The 25,271-nt window shown below is 70.1% G+C and carries 18 protein-coding genes and 1 pseudogene; 14 read left to right on the top strand and 5 right to left on the bottom strand.

From position 1 onward, the window contains the following. Positions 1-29: 29 nt before the first annotated feature. Positions 30-1,952: a protein kinase gene (locus tag ACIOEW_RS20685; RefSeq protein ID WP_401965044.1), complete on the bottom strand. Its 1,923-nt coding sequence runs from the start codon at positions 1,950-1,952 to the stop codon at positions 30-32. A gap of 341 nt (positions 1,953-2,293) precedes the next feature. On the opposite strand from ACIOEW_RS20685, the gene ACIOEW_RS20690 reads away from it, so the two are divergent. The 3 genes and pseudogenes from ACIOEW_RS20690 to ACIOEW_RS20700 all read left to right on the top strand — a co-directional run bounded on the left by ACIOEW_RS20690 (position 2,294) and on the right by ACIOEW_RS20700 (position 6,320). Continuing rightward, on the top strand, positions 2,294-4,525 hold the full coding sequence (locus tag ACIOEW_RS20690) for an MMPL family transporter (RefSeq protein ID WP_401965045.1): 2,232 nt from the start codon (positions 2,294-2,296) through the stop codon (positions 4,523-4,525). A gap of 310 nt (positions 4,526-4,835) precedes the next feature. Beyond that, positions 4,836-5,652, top strand: a pseudogene (locus ACIOEW_RS20695) (polymorphic toxin-type HINT domain-containing protein); the annotation flags it as partial. 359 nt (positions 5,653-6,011) lie between these two features. Further along, positions 6,012-6,320 (top strand): hypothetical protein, encoded by a 309-nt coding sequence (locus tag ACIOEW_RS20700; protein WP_401965047.1) that lies wholly within the window; start codon positions 6,012-6,014, stop codon positions 6,318-6,320. 147 nt (positions 6,321-6,467) lie between these two features. Here the strand turns inward: ACIOEW_RS20700 and ACIOEW_RS20705 are convergent, their stop codons facing one another. Beyond that, positions 6,468-6,746 carry a hypothetical protein gene (locus ACIOEW_RS20705; protein ID WP_401965049.1) on the bottom strand — a complete coding sequence of 93 codons (279 nt, stop codon included), beginning with the start codon at positions 6,744-6,746 and terminating at the stop codon, positions 6,468-6,470. A 227-nt stretch (positions 6,747-6,973) separates the two neighbouring features. Between ACIOEW_RS20705 and ACIOEW_RS20710 the strand changes: the two genes are divergently transcribed. The 3 genes from ACIOEW_RS20710 (at position 6,974) to ACIOEW_RS20720 (ending at position 11,269) form a co-directional block, all read left to right on the top strand. Next, positions 6,974-7,651, top strand: coding sequence for a hypothetical protein (locus ACIOEW_RS20710; protein ID WP_401965050.1), 678 nt, complete (start codon positions 6,974-6,976; stop codon positions 7,649-7,651). A 246-nt stretch (positions 7,652-7,897) separates the two neighbouring features. Next, a complete protein-coding gene (locus ACIOEW_RS20715; RefSeq protein ID WP_362550716.1) occupies positions 7,898-8,077 on the top strand; it encodes a hypothetical protein in 180 nt (59 codons plus the stop codon). Positions 8,078-8,134: 57 nt separating this feature from the next. Continuing rightward, positions 8,135-11,269 (top strand): AAA family ATPase, encoded by a 3,135-nt coding sequence (locus tag ACIOEW_RS20720; protein ID WP_362550987.1) that lies wholly within the window; start codon positions 8,135-8,137, stop codon positions 11,267-11,269. Positions 11,270-11,337: 68 nt separating this feature from the next. Here ACIOEW_RS20720 and ACIOEW_RS20725 read toward each other — a convergent pair whose 3' ends face one another. The 3 genes from ACIOEW_RS20725 to ACIOEW_RS20735 form a co-directional block, all read right to left on the bottom strand. After that, complete coding sequence (locus ACIOEW_RS20725; RefSeq protein WP_401965052.1) at positions 11,338-11,628, bottom strand: DUF6191 domain-containing protein; 291 nt, start codon at positions 11,626-11,628, stop codon at positions 11,338-11,340. A gap of 55 nt (positions 11,629-11,683) precedes the next feature. Further along, positions 11,684-12,874, bottom strand: a complete 1,191-nt coding sequence (locus ACIOEW_RS20730) for a PQQ-dependent sugar dehydrogenase (protein ID WP_401965053.1) — start codon at positions 12,872-12,874, stop codon at positions 11,684-11,686. A 218-nt stretch (positions 12,875-13,092) separates the two neighbouring features. Next, the gene (locus ACIOEW_RS20735; RefSeq protein ID WP_362556130.1) at positions 13,093-14,085 is read right to left on the bottom strand and encodes an aldo/keto reductase; all 993 of its coding nucleotides are present in this window, start codon (positions 14,083-14,085) and stop codon (positions 13,093-13,095) included. A 77-nt stretch (positions 14,086-14,162) separates the two neighbouring features. On the opposite strand from ACIOEW_RS20735, the gene ACIOEW_RS20740 reads away from it, so the two are divergent. From ACIOEW_RS20740 to ACIOEW_RS20775, 8 genes are all read left to right on the top strand, one after another. Beyond that, positions 14,163-15,125: a 2-hydroxyacid dehydrogenase gene (locus ACIOEW_RS20740; RefSeq protein WP_401965054.1), complete on the top strand. Its 963-nt coding sequence runs from the start codon at positions 14,163-14,165 to the stop codon at positions 15,123-15,125. Between the two features lie 282 nt (positions 15,126-15,407). Further along, the gene (locus ACIOEW_RS20745) at positions 15,408-18,245 is read left to right on the top strand and encodes a putative bifunctional diguanylate cyclase/phosphodiesterase (protein ID WP_401965056.1); all 2,838 of its coding nucleotides are present in this window, start codon (positions 15,408-15,410) and stop codon (positions 18,243-18,245) included. 217 nt (positions 18,246-18,462) lie between these two features. Continuing rightward, positions 18,463-20,319: an acetolactate synthase large subunit gene (locus ACIOEW_RS20750; RefSeq protein ID WP_362556126.1), complete on the top strand. Its 1,857-nt coding sequence runs from the start codon at positions 18,463-18,465 to the stop codon at positions 20,317-20,319. A gap of 23 nt (positions 20,320-20,342) precedes the next feature. Next, complete coding sequence (gene ilvN / locus ACIOEW_RS20755; protein ID WP_350991098.1) at positions 20,343-20,870, top strand: acetolactate synthase small subunit; 528 nt, start codon at positions 20,343-20,345, stop codon at positions 20,868-20,870. 107 nt (positions 20,871-20,977) lie between these two features. After that, on the top strand, positions 20,978-21,979 hold the full coding sequence (gene ilvC / locus ACIOEW_RS20760; RefSeq protein WP_330829645.1) for a ketol-acid reductoisomerase: 1,002 nt from the start codon (positions 20,978-20,980) through the stop codon (positions 21,977-21,979). 273 nt (positions 21,980-22,252) lie between these two features. Continuing rightward, a complete protein-coding gene (gene serA, locus ACIOEW_RS20765) occupies positions 22,253-23,845 on the top strand; it encodes a phosphoglycerate dehydrogenase (protein WP_362556124.1) in 1,593 nt (530 codons plus the stop codon). 93 nt (positions 23,846-23,938) lie between these two features. Continuing rightward, positions 23,939-24,544, top strand: coding sequence for a TetR/AcrR family transcriptional regulator (locus ACIOEW_RS20770; protein ID WP_401965057.1), 606 nt, complete (start codon positions 23,939-23,941; stop codon positions 24,542-24,544). 108 nt (positions 24,545-24,652) lie between these two features. Then, complete coding sequence (locus tag ACIOEW_RS20775; protein WP_401965209.1) at positions 24,653-25,213, top strand: hypothetical protein; 561 nt, start codon at positions 24,653-24,655, stop codon at positions 25,211-25,213. The last annotated feature ends 58 nt before the right edge of the window (positions 25,214-25,271 follow it).

Below are 25,271 nucleotides of genomic sequence, written 5' to 3' on the forward strand. Positions count from 1 at the left end.
ACCGCCCCTTCGCGCATCACCCGCCGACGTCACCTCTTGAGCGTCGGCGCCCCCAGGATCAGATTGCCCATCTCGCAGTCGTCGGCGGGGTCGGCGTAGGAGACGCTCAGCCGGAGCACGCCGGTGACCGGCACGGAGATGGGCTTCGGCTTCCCGAGCAGCACCTCACCGGTGAAGCCGGGTTCGCCGTCGACCTCGATGGTGACCCGGGCGGACTTGTTCGACGAGTTGTCGTCGACACCCGCCACCATGGTCAGGGTCTTCCACTCGCGGCTCAGGTTGTACTCGGCGGAACCGCTGCACTCCTCGTCACCGCCGTCGGGCACCAGGGCGGTGTCGTAGTACTTGCTGTTCAGCGTGCCGTTCCCGACGGCGAGGCCGGCGTACTGACCGGTCGCGACGGGGTCCAGGGTAGTGAGCGACTTGGTGTCGGACGTGGTCGCCTCCGGGGGCGTGCCGGCCCCCTGCGAACCCTCCGACGCGTCCGGGGACGCGTCGGGCGTCGTCTCCGACCCGTCGGCCTGATCGGCGGGCGTGGTGGTCGTGACGGTCACGGTCGGGGCCGCCTTCGCCCCCTTGCCGTCGCCCTTCTCGTCGTTCCCCGAGCGCAGGGCCTGGACGCCGATCGTGGCCAGGGCGGCCACCAGGGCGAGCGACAGCAGGGGGACGAGGACCGGCCGGCGCTTCTTCGCGGTGGGCACCGGCTTCGCCGCGCTGTCCGGCCGCGTCGGGAACGGTGACTCCTCCCGCAGGGAGTGCGCCGGAGCGGGTTCCGGCGCGGCCGGACGGGCCTGCTCCTCCTGTGTGCCCGCGGGATTCACCGTGGTGGGCAGCGGCACCCCGGGGTCACCGGACGCGGTGATCGGGGGCGGGAAGACCGGCTGCGCGTCCGGCGGCGGCACCGGTGCCCCGGACGGCGGTACGGGGGCGCCGGGCGGCGGTACGGGGGTACCGGGCGGCAGCAGGGGAGGCGGCGGCACGGCTGCCGGGGCAGCTACCGGCGGCGTGTCCCGTACGGACTCCGAGGCCACCGCGGCGCGCGAGGAGGAGCCGGTGACCGTGGTCGACACCACGGCCGAGCGCACATCCTTCACCCACGACGAAAGGCTCTCCGGCCGACGGTCCGGTTCGGCCGCGCAGACGGACAGGATGCGCTCGCAGCGCTCCGGAGCCGCGGCCGCCACCTGGGGCAGCGCGCGCAGCGCGGCACGCAGCTGCTCGGGGGTGCTGGGCGGGGCCTGGCCGCTGAGCAGGAAGTAGGCGATCGCGCCGAACGCGTACCGGTCGGTGTTCGGCGTCCGCTTGCCCTCGAAGACCTCGGGGGCGGCGTAACCGGGGGTGAACCACACCTCGGCCGTCTGGTGGTCCGCGGTCAGCTTGCTCAGCCCGAAGTCCACGAGTGTGGCCTGGCCGTGCTCGTCGACCATGACGTTGCCGGGGGACAGGTCACCGTGCACGACGGTGCGCCCGGACGGTGTCGCCCGGCCCGAGTGCAGCCAGTCCAGCACGTCCGCGAGCTGTTCCAGCGTCCGCAGCACCTCGCGGCGCTCGGCGTGGGAGACGAGGGTCCGCTCGGCGCGCCAGTCCCTCAGGTCGAGACCGGCCACATGGTTCATGACCAGGACCAGGGCGCGCCCGGCAGCGGTCGAGGCGTCCCCGGTTCCGTGGATCGGAGGTCCCTCGAAGTGCTCGCGCACGCCCACGACACCCGGCCGGTTCACGAACCGCAGCAGCTCCGCCTGCTCCCGCCATTTCGAGCTGAGCCGTTGGAACTGCTCGATGGTGATCGTGGTCTTCGAGTCCAGCACCTTCACGACCACGGTCTCGGGCGCCCCGTCGAGCTCTATCTCCGCCCGGTAGAGGACGGCTTCGCCGCCCCGGCCGATGGAATTGAGCAGGCGGTATCTGTCAGGAGCCGAATCCGGTCCGATGTGGTGCGACGCACTGTTCAACTGGGCCCCCCAGGGACGGTAATTGACGGATCATAAGATAGCCGGGTCCGTCCGTCCCCGGCCAACGGAAACAAGATCCGCCTTCCCGGGCGCGGGTGCTCCCGGCAGGGGAGCACGGGCCGGTGAGGGCCGCGCGACCGCTGCCGCGCCGTGTATGCGCCCCGCCGTACGGCGGTGCTTATGTCGCCCATATGTTGACCTGGACCCCTGTGAGTAAGGCCACGAAACGGGCAAATGATCACAGTTGGCTGTCAGAGTGACGGCACTCAAGGTCATGCGTTCTCACACGGACGGTTCTGCCGAACCGCGTCGAGACCACGAACCCGCAGGGAGCACGTCCCTTGGCTGCCATCGCCCGCTGGTGCGTCACGCACCGCCTCCTCGCCGTCCTCATCTGGCTGCTCGCCCTCGGTGGTACAGCAGCCGCAGCGGGGTTCGCGGGTTCCGCCTACTCCAACGACTACGAGGCCCCCGGCACCGAGTCCGGGCGGGCGGCCGAGCTGCTGAAGAACGGATTCACGGATCTCGGCGGCGACACCGACACCATCGTCTGGCACACCGACGACTCCACGGTGCGGGCCGCGGACGTCACCCAGAAGATGACCGCCACGCTGCACGCGGTGGAGCGGCTGCCGGGCGTGGGAGCCGTCGGAGGGCCCTATACGGACCCCGGCTCCGGGCAGATCAGCCCGGACGGGCACACCGCCTACGCCACCGTCACCTTCGACCAGCAGGCGGACGACGTGCCGGCCGGGCAGGCCCGTGCCGTCGTCGACACCGCGAAGGCCGCTGCGGGCGAGCACCTCCAGGTCGAGCTGGGCGGCTCCGCCATAGCCCTCACCGAGGCGCCGGCCGCCCACCTCAGCGAGGCCGTCGGGGTGGTCGTCGCGGCCGTCGTGCTCTTCCTCGCCTTCGGCTCGCTCGCCGCCAGCCTGCTGCCCATCGCCACCGCCCTCGTCTCGGTCGGCACGGCGTACGCCGGCATCGTGCTGCTCGGACACGTGATGACCGTCGCCGACTTCGCACCCATGCTGGGCATGCTGGTGGGGCTCGGCGTCGGCATCGACTACGCGCTCTTCATCGTCACCCGGCACCGCAGAGGGCTGCGGCGCGGCATGACCGTACCCGAGGCGGCACAGCACGCGGTCACGACGACCGGCCGGGCCGTCGTCTTCGCCGGTGCCACCGTCTGCATCGCCCTGCTCGGCATGCTGATCCTGCGGCTGAGCTTCCTCAACGGCGTCGCCATCGCGGCCTCGCTCACCGTCGTGCTGACCGTCGCGGCCTCCGTGACGCTGCTCCCCGCGCTGCTGTCCCTCATCGGCATGCGGGCGCTGAGCCGGCGCGAGCGCAGGCGGCTGGCCGAGCACGGCCCGCAGCCGGAGCCGCCCACGGGCTTCGCCGCCCGCTGGTCCGCCTTCGTGGAGCGGCACCCCAAGCTGCTCGGGGCTCTCGCCGCCGTCGTGATGCTGGTCCTCGCACTTCCCACGTTCTCGCTCCACCTGGGCAGCTCCGACCAGGGAAACAACGCGAAGTCCTCGACCACCCGGCAGGCGTACGACCTGCTCGCCGACGGCTTCGGCCCCGGCGTCAACGGCCCGCTGACCGTCGCCGCGCACCTGGACGGCGCCGACGACCGTCTCGCGATGGACACCCTGCCCGCGACGCTGCGCGCCACCGACGGGGTGTCCTGGGCCTACCCGGTGACGTACAACTCCAGCGGCGACACCGCGTACGTCACCGTCGTCCCGGACTCGGCGCCGCAGTCCCGGCAGACCAGCGAGCTCGTGGACCGGCTGCGGACCGATGTCCTGCCGAAGGCCTCCGAGAACACCTCGCTCCAGGCCCACGTGGGCGGTGTGACGGCGAGCTACGACGACTTCGCCCAGATCATCATCGGCAAGCTCCCGCTCTTCATCGGGGTGGTCGTCGGACTCGGCTGCCTGCTCCTGCTGATGGCGTTCAGGTCGGTCGGCATCCCGTTGAAGGCGGCGGTGATGAACGTGGCGGCGGTGGCCTGCTCGTTCGGCGTCGTCGTCGCCGTCTTCCAGTGGGGCTGGGGCAGCGAACTGATGGGCCTCGGCAGCGCGGGGCCCATCGAACCCTTCCTGCCGGTGATCATGGTGTCCGTGCTCTTCGGCCTCTCGATGGACTACCAGGTGTTCCTGGTCGGCCGGATGTACGAGGAGTGGCTGGAGACCGGCGACAACCGGCGGGCGGTGAGGGTCGGTCTCGCCGAGACGAGCCGGGTGATCAACTCGGCCGCCGTGATCATGATCTCGGTCTTCCTCGCCTTCGTGCTCAGCGGGGACCGCGTCATCGCGATGTTCGGCATCGCCCTCGCCGCCGCCGTGGCCCTGGACGCCTTCGTCCTGCGCACCCTGCTGGTCCCCGCCCTGATGCACCTGCTGGGCGGCGCGAACTGGTGGCTGCCCGGCTGGCTGGACCGGCGGCTGCCGCGCATCAGCATCGAGGCGCCCGACTGCGGAGCGTCGCGGGCGGAAGCCCCGGAGCCGTGCGCGAGCGAGAGCGAGAGCGACGCGGTCGCGGCGACGGCTCAGCGCGTGCACTGACGGTGGGAGTCGTCCCGAGCGAAAGACTGACCACGAGCACCACGAGCACCACGAAGCGGCCGCCCCCGGTGGGTGCGGCCGCTTCGTACTGCTAGCCGATCGAGATGCGGACGTTGGTGACGATCTCGGTCCAGCTGCTCGAGAGCGTGGCCTTACCGCCCGGGTAGAGACGTACGGTCCCGTCGGCGGTCCTGATCGCCCAGATGTCAGGGATGCCGTCGCCTGTGACATCGGGAGTGCCGATGAGCTGGTAGACGGTTGAGCTTCCCCAGCCGGTTGACGTGTACTTGGTGTCCGCCCCGCCCTGTGAGAACTCACCACGGACGCAAGCGGCACGATCACCCGGGCCTCCCGCTCCTACGGCCAGGCCAACGCTCCCACGGTCGTCCGCACCACGAGCAATGGCGGCACAACGGGCCGCAAGCTAAACGCCCTCATCCCGGATCAGCTCGGAACCGCCAACACCTCGGTGGAGCCCTCCGGCACCCAGCCGGTGAACCGCCGCGCCTACAAGCCGTACGACGAACTGCGAGGCGCCAAGCCGACCACCTGGCCGAACAAGCGCAGCTACCGCGGCGTAGGCATCGACGCGACAACGGGTCTGACCCACATATGCGCGCGGGAATACGACCAGGGCCCCGGGTGCTTCCTCTCCGCCGACCCGATCATCGATATCGCGGACCCGATTCTGCAATCAATGCTTCCTTGCTGGAACGCGGGTTCTGCTGGCCGACAAGTCTTCAAAGGATATCCAGGACGTAAAACCCGGCGACAGCGTTCTTGCGACGGACCCGGAAACTGGTGAGACCGCCCCGCGTGAGGTCACGCGTCTCATCATTACCGAGGATGACAAGAACTTCAACGAGCTGACTATCCAGACCAAAGACGGCTCGAAAAGCCTGACGGCTACTTATGAACACCCTTTCTGGGTTCCCTCTCTCGGAGCCTGGGTCGAAGCGAGAAACCTAACCGCCGGTACGGATCTGCGGACTCCGGACGGGACCACCGTCTCTGTCACGGCCAACCGCGCATACTCGAAGCGCGCCCGCACCTACAACCTGATGGTCGACGACCTCCACACGTACTATGTGCTGGCGGGCGAGACTCCGGTACTCGTCCACAATTCAGGTCCTTGCGAATTTCCGTGGTCGAGTGGTCGAGTTTCGTCCAGTGTTCGGGCAATTGATGAGGGTCGCACTAGCATCACAGTTGGCTCGCGCTCCGAAGCGGAGGAAATTCTCCTGGGGAAGTTCCAGGGGGATGGGTACCGGAACGCGGCCGGATTTGACGGCAAGGGGACACGGCGATACTTCGGATCCAAGAGTGGAACGTATCACTGGGATGATCAGCTCGGTGCAGACGGCCGAGTGCTAGGACATGGCGCCGGTAATAGGGACGGCGACCTTCCTCATCTCCAGATTCACACATTCGAGGATTCTAAATATGGCGGATCCATTATTCGCATCTTCTGGAAGGGGTAGGTCGAATGCGTACCGAGGTTGCAAACCGCCTCGTGATGACAAGGGCTATGGTGTCGGCGCGCCGCCAACCCAGTACCCTGAACTCCTATGCATGGGTGTGGGCCTTCCCTCTGAAGGACGGAAAGTTCAGGGTCTCAACGGTTGAAATCCCCAAGCCCTTCGTGGATGAAGATGCTTGCTTTGGAGAAGAGGACATTGAGCGCGTCCATGTGGCTACCGTCGAGACTGTCGAGGAGATCGACACGGTGGTGCGGGAGCTCGGCGTCGATCCAGAAACTCTCGACGCTCCCTGGAAGGACGACTTCCCCCTGTAAGTGAAATGAGATCTCGCATTAAAGGTGGTCGACTTACTTCGGTGCGCTAATGCCCGCGACGCATTCCGAGTGAGTGGATCACCTTTCGGGAGGGAATAGATAACGATAGCGGTGACGGCAACGTCAGTAGTCCCGCGCCTTGTGTGGCTAAGCTGCTGTGAGGCTGAGCAACCTCTCAACTTCCGCTTCGACGACGCAGACCAACAGCGTGTTCTCCTCATCGAAGCGCAAGGTGAAGTGCGGATCGAGTTGCATCAGAAGGGCGAAGTTTTGCCGCTCCCCCGCAGACAGGGGAGGTTCCAGGTTCGCGGTGCACGTCCAGTGACTGCCGACGACGCAGACCGCGATTCGCACACCGAGCCGGCTCAAGCACGTCGACTGGTTCGCCCACCACTCAAGCGTCGCGGTGCCCTCGTAGCTGTCCATAGTCCAAGTATCGCGGGCGGGTAAGCGGCCGAGCGTCCCCTGTGCGGCGCCTGAGTCACAAGATCGTGTCACGAGCTCGTAAGACTGTTCCGCAGCCCGCACACGGCTGCTCCCGGTGACGTCCAGGTCACCCGGAACACACCGGACGGCGGTAGGGAAGACCGCGTGGCGCAACCGGAACGGGGACGTTAAGAGGGCTCTCATCTGCGGCACCTAGCGTGCGGTACATGAACCCCACGACTCCCACCACTCCCACAGCTCCCGTCACCGAGGGCGAGGGCGACGGAGAGAAGACGAAGAAGACGCTCACCGACACCGCCGCGAAGGAAGCTGCGGAACAGCACATTGACGAGGCGGGCCGGGGGATCGGAACATCCGAGGACCGTGACGCGCCCGCGGACGCGGTACCGGATCCGGCGCAGGACTTCGACCCGGATGCGGACCTCTACAAGGATGACGAGAACGAGCACGACGAGGACGAGGACGACAAGGAGTCCTCCGCCCTCGCCACCGCCGCGGCGGCCGTCGTCTCCGTCGGACTGGGCATCGTCTCGCTCAGCGGAGCCTGGAGCGGCCGGGTCGCCGCGGAGCGCGAGACGCTGATCGGGCAGATGAAGACCTCGTCCGGCGGATCCGCCGCACAGCAGATCTCCGAGATCTACGGCGACGCCTGGCACGCCACCGCGCTCGTCAACGGCCTCTTCGGCCTGCTCGCGCTGCTCGTCGGCGTCTACGTCCTGGTCCGTCCGGCGTTCGGGGCCCCGTCCGCTCACCCGCAGCCGGGCTGGATCCGCGCGGTCGCCAAGGGCGGAATCGCCCTCGGCGTCCTGGGCGTGCTGATCGCCGTGTGCATGTACTTCGACCTCATCGTCGCCCTGCCGACGGCGCCGGCGACGGCTGGTTAGAGCCGGGTCTGTCCGACTGCCGAGACCACGGTTCCTCGCGTACGTCACCTCGCGGCGCCCTCTAAGGCATGTGCGGGCGCCTGGGCAGGGCCCCTGCGGTGACGTAAGCCCCTCCCTAAGGCCCCCGGCCGCCACAGATGCGGAACTCGCCCGATGCGGCACCACCCCCTGGGGGACGACAGTGGTGGCACGGCAGAAGCACTGCCGCCACCGAGGCCCAACGGGCCCGTCCCCAGGGGGAATCGCATGTACGAGCTGGAACTCCACAAGGTCATGGCAGCCGAACTCGTCCGCCGCGCCGACAACGAGCGGCTCATCCGGGAGGCCCGCCGTGCCCGCAAGGCGGCGCGCAGTTCCGCGCGCCAGGAACGCGAGAGGACGGTGAGCGCGGAAAGGGACCGGGAGCGGTTCGCGCACGCCGCGTAAGGACGGACGACCGTGAATGTCCGGCTTTACCGCTCCACGCTGTCGGACCCGTGTGCGATGCTCGGCGACGTGGAGACCAGGTCAGTCAGTCCCGTGTTCATCGGCCGCGCGCGTGAACTCGGTGCGCTCACCGACGCACTCGCCGCCACCGCCCCGTCCGGCGGTGGCGGCGGCGAGCCGCAGGCGCTTCTCGTCGGCGGTGAGGCGGGCGTCGGCAAGACCCGTCTGGTCGAGGAGTTCCTCGCGGTGGCGGTCCGCCGCGAGGCCGTTGTCGCCGTCGGCGGTTGCGTCGAGATCGGAGCCGACGGCCTGCCGTACGCCCCCTTCTCCACCGCCCTGCGCGCCCTGCGCCGCACCCTGCCCGAGGAGATGGCCGCCGCCTGCGCGGGCCAGGAGGGCGAGCTGGCCCGGCTCCTTCCCGAGCTCGGCGAGGCCGGCCGAGACGCGGCCGACGAGCACGGCACCGCCCGTCTCTTCGAGCTCACCGCCAGGCTGCTGGAGCGCATCTCCGCGGACCGCGCCGTCGTGCTCGTCCTGGAGGACCTGCACTGGGCCGACTCCTCCACACGGCACCTGCTCGCCTACCTCTTCCGTACGCTGCGCAGCGGCCGCCTCGTCGTGATCGGCACCTACCGGGCCGACGACATCCACCGCCGCCACCCGCTGCGCCCTCTGCTGGCCGAGCTGGACCGGCTGCGTACCGTGCGCCGCGTCGAGCTCGCCCGGTTCAACCGGGCCGAGGTCCGCCGCCAGCTCACCGGCATCCTCGCGGCCGCCCCCGAACCCGCCCTGGTGGACGAGATATTCGAGCGTTCCGACGGGAACGCCTTCTTCGTCGAGGAGCTCGCCTGCAGTCTGGAGTGCGGCGACGGGGCCGGGCTGCCCGGCTCCCTGCGCGACCTGCTCCTCGTCCGGGTCGAGGCGCTCTCCGATGACGCCCAGAAGGTCGCCCGCATCATCGCCGAGGGCGGCTCCGCGGTCGAGTACGAACTGCTGGCCGCCGTAGCCGGCCTCGCCGAGGACGAGCTCATCGAGGCCCTGCGCGGAGCCGTCGGCGCCAACCTGTTGCTGACCACCCCGGAGGGCAACGGCTACCGCTTCCGGCACTCCCTGGTCCGCGAAGCCGTCAGCGACGACCTGCTCCCCGGCGAACGCTCCCGGCTCAACCGCCGTTACGCCCAGGCCCTGGAGGCCGACCCCGCCCTCGTCCGCGCCGGGGAACGCGCCACCCGCCTGGCCAGCTACTGGTACGGAGCACATGATCCGGCCAAGGCCCTGCCCGCTGTGCTGAAGGCATCCGTCGAAGCACGCCACCGCAACGCCTACGCCGAGCAACTACGGCTGCTGGAACGGGCGATGGAACTGTGGGACGACGCCCCCGAAGCGATACGCGGCACTCTCCGCCCCATCGACTACGCCGAGGTCTACCCGGCCTGCGGCCGCGACGGCTCCGCCCCGCTGAGCCACCTCGACCTGATGGCCGAGGCCACCGTCGCCGCGCGCTTCGGCGGCGAGCGCGAACGGGCCCTCACCCTCTGCAAGAAGGCCCTGCGCATCCTGGACGGCGAGGACGACGCCCTGCGCGCCGCCTGGTTCTGGGTCCAGCGCTCCCGCCTGGTCCAGGACCTCACCCGGGGCGACGGCTGGGACGAACTCGCCACGGCGGAGGAACTGGTCCGCGGTCTGCCCCCGTCGGCCGTGCACGCGGACGTCCTGACGAGTGTGGCCGGCTGGGGCGCCCTGCACCGGCCCGGCGCCCAGACCCTCGCCGCCACGGACCGGGCCGTGGAGTACGCACGGCTGGTCGGCGACGAGTACATCGAGCTGCAGGCACGGCTCACCCGCGGCTGGCTTAACGCCGACGCCGGAGCCGTCGACGAGGGCATCGGCGAGCTGTACGCCGTCCGTGACCGTGCCGACGAGCTGGGCCTCATCGGCGTCATGGGCCGGGCCGCCATCAACCTCCCCTCCACCCTCGAAGCCATGGGCCGGTCGCTGGAGGCGGTGGCCGCCGCCGACCACGGCATCAAGGTCTGCCACAGCCACGGTGTCGCGGACATGGAGTCCTGGGCCCGGACCAACCAGGCGATGTCGCTGTTCTCCCTCGGCCGCTGGGACGAGGCCCTGGCCACCACCGAGGCCGCCTCCCGCAAGGCACTGTCCCGGAAGTCACAGGGCCTCGTCGCCGCACGCCGCACCGAAGTGGCCCTGGCGCGCGGGGACCTTGCCGAGGCGGAACGTCAACTCGCGCTCACCCGAAGGAGCTTCGGCTCCAACGATCCTCAGCCGCAGCACATCATCAACATCGTCCGCCACACCCTCACCATCGCCGTGCAGCAGGGCAGCCTGCCCGAGGCGCGGGCGGCCTTCGAAGCCCAGGCGGCGGAAGGCTTCCCGCCCGGCACCCAGCGGTACGCCTTTCCCCTGCTGCACGTCGTCGCGGCGGCGGAGGCCGACGCCCGGGGGCTGCCCGCCACCGAACCGGGCCGGCCGGGCATCCTCGCCCTCGTCCGCAGCCACCTCAAGCGGCTGCCGGTAATCGTCCCCGTATGGGCCGCCTACGGTGTGCTGATCGATGCCGAACTGGCCCGGGCCGAAGGCCTCGACACTCCGGAACACTGGTCCCGCGCCGCCCAGGTCTTCACACCGCTGCACCGCCCGTACGAACTGGCGCAGATCCGTCACCGCTGGGCGGAGGCCCTGCTCATCGCCTCCGGCGACCGGACCGCGGCCACCGCGCTGCTGCGCGACGCCCACGACACCGCCAGGCAGCTCGGTGCGCGCCCGCTGACCGAGACCATCGAGCTGCTGGCAGGCCGCGCACGCATCACCCTCACCGATCCCGCCGCCCACGGCTCCGCGCCGGCCACGGACGACACGATCCCGGATGCCGTGACCGTCCCGGACCACGGGGACGTGCGGGGAGGCCAGGACCACTCGGAGGATCAGCTCCGGGCCGCGGCGGCCGCCGCGGTGGAGTCCTTCGGGCTGACCCCGCGCGAGCAGGACGTGCACCGGCTCGTGGCCGCCGGCCACACCAACCGCAGAATCGCCGAGGAGCTCTACATCTCGCCCAAGACGGCGAGTGTGCACGTCTCGAACATCCTGGCCAAGCTCGGCGTCACCGGCCGCGGCGAGGCGGCCGCACTCGCCCACCGGCTGCGGCTGTACCGGATGCCGAAGGACGCGTAGGGGCGCGTCCGGTAGCGGCATCGGGGCGGCGGCATCCGGGCAGCGGCATCGGGGCGGCCTCCGCGGGGTCAGGCCCCGTCGCCCCCGTCGCCGTCGCCGCCCGCACCGCCCCCGTCGGATCCGCCGCCCTCGTCCGCATCGCCGTCGTCCGTGCCGCCGCGGTCCCCGTCCGTCCCGCCCGGGTCCCCGTCCTCGTCCTCGTCACGGCGACGGACCACGACCTTGCCCGAAGTCAGGTCGATGGGGCCGCGCGCGGGGTCGCCGATGCCGAGATCCACCCGGGTCAGCTCCAGCCGCTTCTGCTCCTCCGCGGTGTGCTTGCGGCCGGGTGCGAAGAGCTCCTCGAAGAAATTGAACACGGGCTGCGCACCCTTCCGCCTGCTGTGGCCGCCGGGGCCTCTCGTCCGAAAGGCCCTACCGCACCTCGACCACCAGGATCCTGTCGTCTCCCGGCTTCGGGGTGCCGCGGGTGTCCGTCTCGCTCGTCACGAGCCAGAGTCTGTTGCCGCCCGCCGCGAGCACGGTGCGCAGACGGCCGTACTTACCCTCCAGGAACGACTGCGGTGCCGCCAGAGGTTCCTTGTCCGCCGTACCGGACAGCGGGATCCGCCAGAGCCGCTCACCCCGCAGACCGGCCATCCAGATCGATCCCTTGACGAAGGCGATACCGCTCGGGGACGCCTCGGACGTCTTCCACTGTGCCACGGGATCAAGGAATCCGGCCTGGCCGGCCTTGCCCTCGGCCTCCGGCCAGCCGTAGTTCCCGCCCGGCACGATCCGGTTCAGCTCGTCCCAGGTGTCCTGGCCGAACTCGGACGCCCACAGCTGCTTGTTCCCGTCCCACGCCAGACCCTGCACATTGCGGTGACCGTACGAATACACCACGGAGTCGGCCTCCGGATTGCCGTGCAGCGGCTCACCGTCCGGGGTCATCCGCAGGATCTTGCCGGCCAGCGACTTCTTGTCCTGCGCGAGGCCGTCGTCCCCCGTCTCGCCCGTGCCCGCGTACAGCATGCGGTCGGGGCCGAAGGCGATCCGGCCGCCGTTGTGGACGGCGCCCTTCGGGATGCCCCGCAGAATCGTGTCCGGGGCGCCCAGCAGCTGACCGGGGGTCGTCCCGTCCTCGTCGTAGAGCATGCGGGCGATGCGGTTGTCCGAAGCGGTGGTGAAGTACGCGTACACCAGGTGGTCGGTGCCGTAGTCGGGGGAGACGGCGAGGCCCAGCAGCCCGCCCTCCCCGGCCGCTGCCACCCCCGGCACGGTGCCCAGCAGCGTCTTCTTCCCGCTCTTCGCGTCGATCCGGGTGATAGTCCCCTTGTCGCGCGAGGACACCAGCAGATCGCCGTCCGGCAGCTTCGCGAGACCCCACGGCGAGTCCAGCCCCTCCGTGAGGGTCGACACCACCTTCACCGAGCCCTTCGCGGGCGGCAGATCGGCCGGGGGGCGCGAGGCCGACGGCGACGTGGACGGCGAGGCCGCCCGGCCCGGCGGGGGCGCGGACGTGCCGGCCGGTGAGCTCACCCCCTGGCCTGTCGTGCTCTCGACACCCTCCTGCGAGGAGCACCCCGCACCGAACATCAGGGCACCGGCCGCCAGCACGGCCACCGCACCCTGCCGCGCACCGTGACCACCCCCGCGGGGCGTCGCGCGACGCCCCACCGGTTCCCGCACAGATCCGAACCTCGCACCGCGCACAGCACCGACCCCTTCGACGACCGCCTGTCCACTGTTCTTACACCGCAGCCGCGCCCAGGGTTCCCGAAGCCCGCGGACTTTCTCGCTCGGCGATCAAACCGCACCCCCCGACGGCCGGCGTGCGGCCCTCAGTCCCACGACTCCCGTGCGGCCGGCAGCCGGTCGATCTCGTCGAGGTCCTGCACCGTCAGCGTCAGCCCGGCCGCCGCCGCGTTCTCGACGGCCCACCGCTCCTGCTTGGTCCCCGGCACCGGAACCACCTGGGGCCCCTGCCGCAGCACCCAGGCCAGCGCGACCTGCGCCGGCGTCGCCCCGTACCGCTCCGCGATCCGCCGCAGCCCCACCACCACCGGCTGGTTCGCTGCCATCATCTCGGCGGTGAACCGCGGATGCCTGGCCCGCAGATCCTCCGGCTCGAAACCCTGCCCCGGAGTGAGCGTCCCCGTCAGATAGCCGCTGCCCAGCGGCATCGCGGCCAGTACCCCGACCCCGCGCGCCGCACACCAGGGAAGCAGAGCCTCCAACGCCTGCGGGGACCACACGGAGAGCTCCGCCTGCACCGCGCTCACCGGAAAGACCTGCTGGACCCGCTCCAGCTGCCGGATCGTTTCGTCGTGCGTCCGCGCTCCGCGCCGGCGTCCGGCTCTGGCACCGACCGCGCACAGCCCGAGCGCTCGCACCTTGCCCGCGGTCACCAGCTCCGACATCGCGCCCCAGGTCTCCTCCACGGGCACCTCGGGATCGGCCCGGTGGAGCTGGTACAGATCGATCACATCGGTCTGCAGCCGCCGCAACGAGGCGTCGCAGGCCCGCCGTACGTAGCCGGGCCGGCCGTTGGCCACGATGTGCTGATCGCCCACCAGCAGCCCGCACTTGGTGGAGAGGAAAGCCTGCTCACGGCGCCCCTTCAACGCCCGCCCCACCAGCAGCTCATTGGTGAACGGCCCGTACATGTCGGCGGTGTCGAGCAGTTCGACGCCCGCGTCGAGCGCCGCGTGCACCGCACGCAACGCCTCGTCACCCCGCTGCCGTGAGGCGCTGTACGCCCAGCTCATCGGCATGCAGCCGAGGCCGACCGCGCCCACGGCGAGCGCCGCCGCACCGAGACTTCTGCGCTCCAACTCCCCGAACCCTCCCTCGTACCGCACCCCCCAAGCTAACCTCTGCGTCCTCCGGTGCTTCGCATAGCCTCCTGACCATGACTTCCACCACTTATTCCGCCACCGCCCCCGACGTATGGCTGCCCTTCCCGGCCGACGAGATCGAGGGGCTCCCCGAGGGTCTCAACTACCGCTTCTGGGACGGCGGCCAGGACTTCCCCGCCGACCCCGCGCACTGCGCCTTCTACGTCGTGCCCTACATGAAGGGACCGGTGGTGGCGGTCCGTCCGCTCGGCGGCATGGGCGGGGTCCAGGTCGTGCAGACCCTCTCCGCGGGCATCGACCATGTGGAGCCGGGCCTCGGGCTGTTGCCCGCGGGCGTACGGCTGTGCAACGCCAAGGGGGTCCACGAGGCCTCCACCGCCGAGCTCACCCTCGCCCTGATCCTCGCCTCGCTGCGCGGGTTTCCCGGCTTCGTGCACGGCCAGGACAAGGAGGAGTGGCGGTCCGGCTTCTACCCGGCCCTCGCCGACAAGTCCGTGCTGATCGTGGGGTACGGATCGATCGGCTCCGCCATCGAGGACCGGCTCGCGCCCTTCGAGTGCGCGCGGGTGGCGCGCGTCGCGCGCTCCGCACGGACAACCGCACGCGGGCCCGTACACACACTCGACGATCTGCCCGCACTGTTGCCCGAGGCCGACATCGTCATTCTCTCCACCCCGCTGAACCCGTCCACGCAGGGGCTGGTCGGCGCGGACTTCCTCGCCGCGATGCCGGACGGGGCGCTGCTGGTGAACGTGGCCCGCGGCGGTGTCGTCGACACCTCGGCCCTGTTGTCCGAACTCGAGTCCGGCCGGCTGCACGCCGCCCTCGATGTCACCGACCCGGAACCGCTCCCTTCCGGCCATGCCCTCTGGCATGCTCCGAACGTCCTCATCACTCCGCATGTCGGCGGCAGCACTTCGGCGTTCCTGCCGCGTGCCAAGCGTCTGCTCGCCGGCCAGCTCAGCCGTTTCGCCGCGGGGGAGCCGGTGCACAACGTCGTACGCACCACCGGCTGAACACGCTGCGAGCACGAGCCGTACCACTCCGTGCCGACAACACCGCAGGTCGTCACGGAGAGTAGAGGAACTATGTCCCTCTGTGACGGGTCTGGTGTATCGTCCCGAAAGGGGGGCTGCGCCGTGGAGGGCGGCGCCGGGGAGGAAGCCACACGCGAGGGGGCGACGGGCGATGTACGGCCGAGGGGCGAACGATCCGACACGGCAGGGCGGCCGACGGCTCCCGGCGCTGCGTCCGGTGCGCCGGCGCCGCAGCCGTCCGGCGGCATCGGGGGCACCCCGGTGAGCGCCCCGGCGAGCACCCGTGGGGCATTCCTGGCCAGTCGGCCGGTCGCGGACCGGGCGCCCGCACTGGTCCCGCGGCTCCTCCTCGGCCTCGTCTGCGCGGGATACGCGGTGGGTGGGGCCGTGGGGTGGGGCACGGATCGACTCGCGGTGTTCATGGGGGACTTCGGTCTGAGCGCGGCCGCCCTGGTCGCCGCCGTCTCGTGCTTCCTGTTCGCGCGCGCCGCGGACAACAGATTCCGGCCCGCCTGGCTGCTGTTCTCGCTCTCCTCCCTGATGGCCGCGGCGGGCAACGGGGTGTGGGGCTGGTACGAGTTCGTGCGTGAGGTCCAGGTCCCCAGCCCCTCCCTCGCCGACGTCTTCTTCCTCTGCTTCGCGCCGCCCGCCATCGTCGGACTGCTCGTCCTGGCCAAGCGCCCCGTCACCCGGGCCGGCTGGGTCTGTCTGGTTCTCGACTCCTGGCTGATCGGCGGATCGCTCCTCACGCTCTCCTGGAGCCTCGCTCTCGCCCACACCGCACACGTGGCGGACGTCGAGGGTGCCAGCGTGGCCCGCGCCGCTCTCTCGCTGGCCTATCCGCTGCTCGACATCGTGCTGGTCTCCATGGTGCTCGCGCTGCACTTCCGACGCTCCAGCGTCAACCGCGCCGCGGTGAACACCGCCATCGCCGCGCTGGCCCTCACCGTCCTGTGCGACGCCCTGTTCACCTCGCCGCTGCTGCGCCAGACCTACCGGTCCGGCCAGTTGCTCGACGCCGGCTGGTTCGCCGGATCGCTGCTCCTCGCGTACGCACCCTGGGGCGTCGCCCGGGACGACGACGATGCCGACCGGCAGCGGGCCGCTCCCCGCACCACCAGCCGCCCCATCTCCGGCTCGCTGGCCGCGCTGACGCCGTATCTCGCCGCGGCGGTCTGCACCCTGGGCATCCTCTACAACGTCATCGAGGGCCGCCGCGTGGACCGCGTCGTGGTCTTCACCGGGTGCACGGTGGTGCTCGCGCTGGTCGTCCGGCAGGGCATCATGCTCGTCGACAACATCGCCCTCACCCAGGAACTGGCCCAGAAGGAGAACCACTTCCGCTCCCTGGTGCAGGGCTCCAGTGATGTCATCATGATCGCCGCACCGACCGGCATACTCCGCTATGTCAGCCCCGCCGCCGCCGGAGTCTACGGACGCGAGGCGGACGACCTCATCGGTGCCGAGCTCTCCTCGATCATCCATCCCGAGGACCTCGGCGGGGTGGTCCACGAGGTGCGGCGGTTCCTCGCAGCCCCGCCCGGTGAGGAGCCCGCCACCCGCATCGAGTGCCGCTTCCGCTCCGGCACCGGTGAATGGCTGAACGTCGAGTCCACCGTCAACCGTCACCAGGGCGGCCTGATCCTCAACAGCCGCGATGTGACCGAGCGGGTGCGCCTGCAGGCTCAGTTACAGCACAACGCGGAGCACGACCCGCTCACCGACCTGCCCAACCGGGCACTCTTCACCGACCGGGTCCGCCGGGCCCTCGGCGGCCGCCGGGCGGGCGACGCGGGCACCGCCGTGCTCTTCATCGACCTGGACGGCTTCAAGGCGGCCAACGACCGGCTGGGCCACCAGGCCGGCGACGAGCTGCTCATCCAGGCCGCCCGCCGACTCCAGGAGGCCGTCCGGGCAGGGGACACCGCGGCCCGCCTCGGCGGGGACGAGTTCGCCGCCCTCATCGTCGGCGACGGCGGAAGCGACCAGGCCGCCCGTGAGTACCAGGTCCACGAGATCGCCGACCGGCTGCGCCTCACGCTCTCCCAGCCCTACCGCATCGGCGCCGGCGAGGTCCGGGTCACCGCCTCCATCGGGGTCGCCTTCGCCGAGCCCGGCATCACCCCCAACGACCTCATGCGCAACGCCGACCTGGCCATGTACCGCGCCAAGGCCGGCGGCAAGGACCGCGTCGAGCTGTACGCCCCGCAGATGCAGGCCGAGGTGGTGCGCCGCTCCGAGCTGGCGGCCCGGCTGCGCACCGCGCTGCGCGACGGCGAGTTCGCGCTGCTCCATCAGCCCGTCGTCCATCTGGCCAGCGGCACGGTCGCGGCCGTAGCCGCGCAGGCCCGCTGGCGCTCCGCCCAGGGCATCCTCTTCACGCCCGCCGAGTTCCTCCGCGTGGCCGAGGACAGCGACCGCACCGCGGAGCTGGGCCGCTGGCTCCTCGAAGAGGCCGTCGAGCAGGCCGCCGACCGGGCCAGGGCCGGCCACCAGGTCTCCGTCGCCGTCCGGCTCTCCGCCCGCAGACTCCTCGACAAGGGGACGCCGTTCGGCTCCGTCGAGGCGCTGCTGACGCGGCACGGGCTGCCGTCCGGGGCCCTGATGATCGAGGTCGCCGACAGTGACCCCCGGGTCTCCTTCGACGAGCTCGAACAGCGACTGGTCGCCCTGCGGCGCCTCGGCGTACGGATCGCGCTGGACGGCTTCGGCAGCGGCTACGCGGCGATCAACGCCCTGCGCCGGCTTCCCATCGACGTGCTGAAGCTGGACCGCGGCCTGGTCGAGGGCGTCGTCGAGTCCGCCCGGCTGCACAAGATCACCAGCGGGCTGCTGCGGATCGCGTGTGACCTCGGCATGCAGTCCGTGGCCGACGGCGTCGACGTACCGGAGCAGGTTCTCGCCCTGCGCGCGATGGGGTGTACGCACGGCCAGGGCATGGCCTTCTCCGGCCCGCTGGACGAGTACCGGCTGCGCCGCGCCCTGGTCCGCGGTGAGTTCCCGGTGCCCGGCAATCCGCCCGTCCAGCCGGTCCTCGCGGGCGGCTCCGTCCCCCTCCTCACCGGCTCACATGGTGAGACGCCCGTCCCACCCACTTGACACGTCGAGTGCGTCGGAGAGAGGGTCAGTGCCATGCGCACCCGAATTCTCGTACTTGGAAAGCGCGTCGGCTGAAGCAGAGTTCCTCGGTGACACTCTGCAGACCGCACCGACGCGCTCCCCTCGCTTGCCTCACGGCACGAGGGGTTTTTTGTTGCACCGGCACCACGCAAACCATCGCAAAACACTCGCAAAAACCCTCAGCTTCGAGAAGAGAATGCCGATGACCGAGCAGGCCACCGGGGCCCACCATCCCCAGCCGCGGGCCCGTAACGGCGGATCGTCGTCCGCCACCGTTGAGCACCTCACGGGCGCGCAGTCCCTCATCCGTTCTCTTGAGGAAGTCGGGGCCGACACCGTATTCGGCCTCCCTGGCGGCTGCATCCTGCCGGCGTACGACCCGCTGATGGACTCCACCCGGGTCCGCCACATCCTGGTCCGCCACGAGCAGGGCGCGGGTCACGCGGCCACTGGTTACGCGCAGGCCACCGGCAAGGTCGGCGTCTGCATGGTCACCTCGGGTCCCGGCGCCACCAACCTGGTCACCCCGATCGCCGACGCGGCCATGGACTCCGTGCCCATGGTCGCGATCACCGGCCAGGTGGCCTCGGCCGCCATCGGTACGGATGCCTTCCAGGAAGCCGACATCTGCGGCATCACCATGCCGATCACCAAGCACAACTTCCTGGTCACCCGCGCCGAGGACATCGCGCACACGATCGCGGAGGCCTTCCACATCGCCTCCACCGGCCGTCCGGGCCCCGTCCTCGTCGACATCGCCAAGGACGCCCTCCAGTCAAAGACCACCTTCAGCTGGCCCCCGGCCATGGACCTGCCCGGCTACCGCCCGGTCACCAAGCCGCATGCCAAGCAGATCCGCGAGGCCGCCAAGCTCATCACCCAGGCCAAGCGCCCGGTGCTGTATGTCGGCGGCGGCGTCATGAAGGCCGGGGCCACCGCCGAACTCAAGGTGCTGGCCGAGCTCACCGGAGCGCCCGTCACCACCACCCTGATGGCGCTCGGCTCCTTCCCGGACAGCCACCCGCTGCACGTGGGGATGCCCGGCATGCACGGTTCGGTCACCGCCGTCACCGCGCTGCAGAAGGCCGACCTGATCGTCGCGCTCGGCGCCCGGTTCGACGACCGGGTCACCGGCAAGCTGGACAGCTTCGCCCCGTACGCCAAGATCGTGCACGCGGACATCGACCCGGCGGAGATCGGCAAGAACCGTGCCGCCGACGTGCCGATCGTCGGGGATGCCCGCGAGGTCATCGCCGACCTCGTCCAGGCGGTCCAGGCGGAGCACACCGACGGCCACACCGGCGACTACGCCGCCTGGTGGAAGGACCTCAACCGGTGGCGCGACACCTACCCGGTCGGCTACGACCTGCCGGAGGACGGCAGCCTCTCGCCGCAGCAGGTCATCCAGCGGATCGGTGAACTCGCCCCCGAGGGCACGATCTTCGCGGCGGGCGTCGGCCAGCACCAGATGTGGGCCTCGCACTTCATCAACTACGAGCAGCCCTCCACCTGGCTGAACTCCGGCGGTGCCGGGACGATGGGGTACGCGGTCCCGGCCGCGATGGGCGCCAAGGCCGGCATGCCGGACCGCACGGTCTGGGCGGTCGACGGTGACGGCTGCTTCCAGATGACCAATCAGGAGCTCACCACCTGCGCGCTCAACAACATCCCGATCAAGGTCGCCATCATCAACAACGGCGCACTCGGGATGGTCCGCCAGTGGCAGACCCTGTTCTACAACCAGCGCTACTCCAACACCGTGCTGCACTCCGGCGCCGACACCGACGGCAACGCGGCGAAGGGCACCCGGGTGCCCGACTTCGTCAAGCTGTCCGAGGCCATGGGCTGCTACGCGATCCGCTGCGAGGACCCGGCCGACCTGGACAAGGTCATCGCCGAGGCCAATTCGATCAACGACCGCCCGGTCGTCATCGACTTCATCGTCCACGAGGACGCCATGGTGTGGCCGATGGTCGCCGCCGGCACCTCGAACGACGAGGTCATGGCAGCCCGTGGTGTCCGCCCCGACTTCGGCGACAACGAAGACGACTGAGAGACAGAGAGAGACCGACTTCCATGTCCACCAAGCACACACTCTCCGTCCTGGTCGAGAACAAGCCCGGTGTCCTCGCCCGGATCACCGCCCTGTTCTCCCGCCGCGGCTTCAACATCGACTCGCTCGCGGTCGGTACCACCGAACACCCCGACATCTCCCGCATCACCATCGTCGTGAGTGTCGAGGACCTGCCCCTGGAGCAGGTGACCAAGCAGCTCAACAAGCTGGTCAACGTCCTGAAGATCGTCGAACTCGAGCCGTCCGCTGCGATCCAGCGAGAGCTCGTCCTGGTGAAGGTCCGCGCCGACAACGAGACCCGCTCCCAGATCGTCGAGATCGTCCAGCTGTTCCGCGCCAAGACCGTGGACGTCTCCCCGGAGGCCGTCACGATCGAGGCGACCGGAGGCGCCGACAAGCTGGAGGCGATGCTCAAGATGCTGGAGCAGTTCGGCATCAAGGAGCTCGTCCAGTCCGGCACCATCGCCATAGGACGTGGCGCGCGCTCGATCACCGACCGGTCGCTGCGCGCCCTCGACCGCACGGCATAAATCATTCCGGGTCCGCCACGCCGCTCGTATGGCGAGACCCGAAAACGTAACTGACGCACCCCGCCGTACGGTGGGACGCAACACCTGCACACCAAGGAGAAGACCCAGTGGCCGAGCTGTTCTACGACGACGATGCCGACCTGTCCATCATCCAGGGCCGCAAGGTCGCGGTCCTTGGTTACGGCAGCCAGGGCCACGCCCACGCGCTGTCGCTGCGCGACTCGGGTGTCGACGTCCGTGTCGGTCTGCACGAGGGCTCCAAGTCCAAGGCCAAGGCCGAGGAGCAGGGCCTGCGTGTGGTGACCCCGGCCGAGGCGTCCGCCGAGGCCGACGTCATCATGATCCTCGTTCCGGACCCGATCCAGGCCCAGGTCTACGAGGAGTCCGTCAAGGACAACCTCAAGGACGGCGACGCGCTGTTCTTCGGCCACGGCCTGAACATCCGCTTCGGCTTCATCAAGCCGCCGGCCGGCGTGGACGTCTGCATGGTCGCCCCCAAGGGCCCGGGCCACCTGGTCCGCCGCCAGTACGAGGAGGGCCGCGGCGTTCCCTGCATCGTGGCCGTCGAGCAGGACGCCACGGGCAAGGGCCTCGAGCTCGCCCTCTCGTACGCCAAGGGCATCGGCGGCACCCGCGCCGGCGTCATCAAGACGACCTTCACCGAGGAGACCGAGACCGACCTGTTCGGTGAGCAGGCCGTCCTCTGTGGTGGCACCGCCGCTCTGGTGAAGGCCGGTTTCGAGACGCTGACCGAGGCCGGCTACCAGCCGGAGATCGCGTACTTCGAGTGCCTGCACGAGCTGAAGCTCATCGTCGACCTCATGTACGAGGGCGGCCTGGAGAAGATGCGCTGGTCGATCTCGGAGACCGCCGAGTGGGGCGACTACGTCACCGGCCCGCGGATCATCACGGACGCCACCAAGGCCGAGATGAAGAAGGTCCTCACCGAGATCCAGGACGGCACCTTCGCCAACGCCTGGATGGCCGAGTACCACAACGGTCTGCCCAAGTACAACGAGTACAAGAAGGCCGACAGCGACCACCTGCTGGAGACCACCGGCCGTGAGCTGCGCAAGCTCATGAGCTGGGTCAACGACGACGACGCGTAACACCGATGCCTGAGGGGCGGGTCCCGGACCCGCCCCTCAGGCGTCATCCCCGCTTCACCGCTGGAAGAGGCGGCGCCGTACGTGTGTACAAGTCGTCCAGCCTCATGTGGGTGATCCTTCCAACGGGGCGCAGATTGCGTCCTCGCGCATGACTACACTTCTCCACACATACACGCGTCAGGCCCACAGTGTCGTGCGTCTTCCACGCGGCAAGCCCCTCCACCGCCTGCGGCCGTCGGGACGGCCGTCCGCACTGGATCTGTGAGGACTCACGTGAGCTCGAAACCTGTCGTACTCATCGCTGAAGAGCTGTCGCCTGCCACGGTGGACGCCCTGGGCCCGGACTTCGAGATCCGGCACTGCAACGGCGCGGACCGCGCCGCGCTCCTTCCCGCGATCGTCGATGTCGACGCCATCCTGGTGCGCTCCGCCACCAAGGTCGACGCCGAGGCCATCGCTGCCGCGAAGAAGCTGCGGGTCGTCGCCCGCGCGGGCGTCGGCCTGGACAACGTCGACGTCTCCTCGGCCACCAAGGCCGGCGTGATGGTCGTGAACGCACCGACCTCCAACATCGTCACCGCCGCCGAGCTCGCCTGCGGTCTGCTCGTCGCCACGGCGCGCAACATCCCCCAGGCCAACACCGCCCTCAAGAACGGCGAGTGGAAGCGCTCCAAGTACACCGGCGTCGAGCTGAGCGAGAAGACCCTCGGTGTCGTCGGCCTCGGCCGCATCGGCGTCCTGGTCGCCCAGCGCATGTCGGCCTTCGGCATGAAGATCGTCGCGTACGACCCCTACGTCCAGCCGGCGCGCGCCGCGCAGATGGGCGTCAAGCTCCTCTCGCTGGACGAGCTGCTGGAGGTCTCCGACTTCATCACCGTGCACCTCCCGAAGACCCCGGAGACGCTCGGCCTGATCGGTGACGAGGCGCTGCACAAGGTGAAGCCCTCGGTGCGCATCGTCAATGCCGCGCGCGGCGGCATCGTCGACGAGGAGGCGCTCGCCTCCGCCCTCAAGGAGGGCCGCGTCGCCGGCGCCGGTCTCGACGTGTACACGAAGGAGCCCTGCACGGACTCCCCGCTGTTCCAGTTCGACCAGGTCGTCTGCACTCCGCACCTCGGCGCTTCCACCGACGAGGCCCAGGAGAAGGCGGGCATCGCGGTCGCCAAGTCCGTCCGTCTCGCGCTGGCCGGTGAACTCGTGCCGGACGCGGTCAACGTCCAGGGCGGCGTCATCGCCGAGGACGTCCGTCCCGGACTGCCGCTCGCCGAGAAGCTCGGCCGGATCTTCACCGCGCTCGCGGGCGAGGTCGCGGCCCGCCTCGACGTCGAGGTGTACGGCGAGATCACCCAGCACGACGTGAAGGTGCTCGAACTCTCCGCGCTCAAGGGCGTCTTCGAGGACGTCGTCGACGAGACCGTGTCGTACGTCAACGCCCCGCTGTTCGCGCAGGAGCGCGGTGTCGAGGTCCGCCTCACCACCAGCTCCGAGTCGCCCGACCACCGCAACGTGGTCACCGTCCGCGGCACGCTGTCCAGCGGCGAGGAGATCGCGGTCTCCGGCACGCTGGCCGGGCCCAAGCACCTCCAGAAGATCGTCGCGATCGGCGAGCACGATGTGGACCTGGCGCTCGCCGACCACATGGTCGTGCTGCGCTACGACGACCGCCCCGGCGTCGTCGGCGCGGTCGGCAAGATCCTCGGCGAGGCCGGTCTGAACATCGCGGGCATGCAGGTCTCCCGGGCCGCCGCGGGCGGCGAGGCGCTGGTCGTCCTCACCGTGGACGACGACGTCCCGGCGTCGGTGCTGACCGAGATCTCCTCCGAGATCGGCGCGGCCTCGGCCCGCTCGGTGAACCTCACCGGCTGATTCCTCACCGGCGGGATCGCTCCCGGATCTGCCGTACCCGGCATGTAGACGTGTGTCTTACACGAACGTCCACATGCCGGGTACGCTGCTGTCATGGGACATCGTGAGGATCTGCTCGAAGGCGCCAAGCGCTGCCTGCTGGAGAAGGGGTACGCCCGGACGACGGCACGCGACATCGTGGCCGCCTCCGGTACGAACCTGGCGTCCATCGGCTACCACTACGGATCCAAGGAGGCCCTGCTCAACCTCGCCTTCATCAAGGTGACGGAGGAGTGGGGCGACATGCTGACCAACGAATCCGAGGGGGCCGCCGACGGTGAGGACGGGTCCCGGGTGCCCCTCGACCAGTTCCGCGAGACCTGGGACCGCGTGATCGGCAGCTACGAGCAGACCCGGTCGGTCTGGCAGCTCCAGATGGAGGTCATCTCCAGGATCGACACCGATCCCGAACTGCAGAAGGCCCTGGCCGGCCCGCAGCGCGAGGGCCGGAACGGGCTCGCGGAGAACATGCTGGGCATCGACCCGGAGACCGATCCCGAGAAGGCGCGGGTGGCCGGACTGTTCTGCCAGGCGCTGCTCGCCGGGGTCATGGTCCAGTGGATGATGGACCGTGACTCGGCGCCGTCGGCGCAGGATCTGACGGACGGGCTGAAGGTGGTCCTGGAGGGACGGAACCCGCCCGGTCAAAATGCCGGGTGAAGGCGATCGGCAACTGCGCTGACGGAGGCGGAAGTTGAACTACCCCATGGTGCGACTTCAGGGGCCGTGCGGGAACACCGTCCCGCTGCCGACGGGCCGGGCCGCGCGGTGAGCGCCCGGGCCGGAGAGACGTTCGACATCGCGCGGGCCGTCGCCGACATCGAGGCCCTGCTTGCCGCGCCGCTGCCGGCCGCCGGGCCGACGGTGGCCGAGGGGGAGCCGGGCACGGGGGAGTGGACGGTGACCGTGGGTGAGGGCTTCCGGATCGCCCCGCTCTGGGAGAGCGGCCTCCTCGACGAGGCGGACGGCACCGGGTGGGACGAAGCGGAGGAGGCGGCCGAGGCGCAGCTGGCCTCGCTCGTCAAGGAATTGGAGGGCCGCTGGGGTGCCCACCACCAGGTGGCCGTCCATGTCCTGCTTCTCCGGCAGGAGGACGGCAGTGAGATGTCCTCCCTCCTGCGGCAGCAGGGAGAAGCGGCGCCGCCGCTCTTCGAGGCCCTGCTCGACGAGGACTGCTACGGCGACCTCGCGGTATGGGGACCGGTGTCCGCGCAGGGGCGCTGGGTGGGGGTGAGCGTCGGCCGGAGTGACGGGGACGCACCTCTGGTCATGGCCGCCGTCGTCAGCGACCGGCCGATCGTCGCGCCCGCCCCGCCCTCCTGGATGTAGGCCCTGTCCGACCGGCTGACCGGTTGACCGGCTGCCCCGCTGACCTGCCGGCCCACCG

Origin of the sequence: Streptomyces sp. NPDC087901 (assembly GCF_044742205.1) — a bacterium.
GTDB lineage: Bacteria > Actinomycetota > Actinomycetes > Streptomycetales > Streptomycetaceae > Streptomyces.